This window comes from Nonomuraea lactucae (assembly GCF_003313395.1).
GTDB lineage: Bacteria > Actinomycetota > Actinomycetes > Streptosporangiales > Streptosporangiaceae > Nonomuraea > Nonomuraea lactucae.
Map to the genome: position 1 here is coordinate 1 of NZ_QNFZ01000304.1, position 539 is coordinate 539.

General features: G+C 77.9%; 1 protein-coding gene. It reads right to left on the reverse strand.

The annotated features are described in order from the left end of the window. Positions 1-539 (reverse strand): glycosyltransferase (locus DQW85_RS21620; RefSeq protein WP_113702109.1); only part of this gene is annotated, 539 nt, incomplete at both ends.

Here is a 539-nt window from a genome sequence, read left to right on the forward strand (position 1 = left end):
AGCCCGGTCGTGACGGCGTGCCCGCGCAGCCGGCCCCGCGTGCCGCCGACGGCCTCCCGCCACGACGGGCCGTGGACCCGGCGCATCAGCGCGTCGTCGGCGTTGCCCCTCTGGAACCGCACACTCGACCAGAACCCGTCGTCGCGCACCGGGTGCACCGTCACCCGCCGCCCCCGCACCAGCCGGTAACCGGCGCCCGCCATCCGCAGGGCCAGGTCGGCGTCCTCCCGGTAGGCCCGGGGGAAGCGCTCGTCGAACCCGCCGACCTTCTCCAGCGCCTCCCGCCGGTAGGCGATGTCAGCGGTGATCCACGCGGCCCCGGCCAGCCCTGCGGTGTGACGCTCCGCGTCGGTCGGCCTGCGGTGCGCGGGCAGCGGCACCTCGATGCGTCCCTGGCTGCCCGCCACGTCACCCGGCAGGTCCGCGAGATCGTCCAGGGCGGCCTCGTACCAGCCCGGCCGGGGCACCACGTCGTCGTCGAGGAACGCCACCCACGGCGTGCCGGCCGCCCGCCGGCCCGCGTTGCGCGCGGCGGCGGG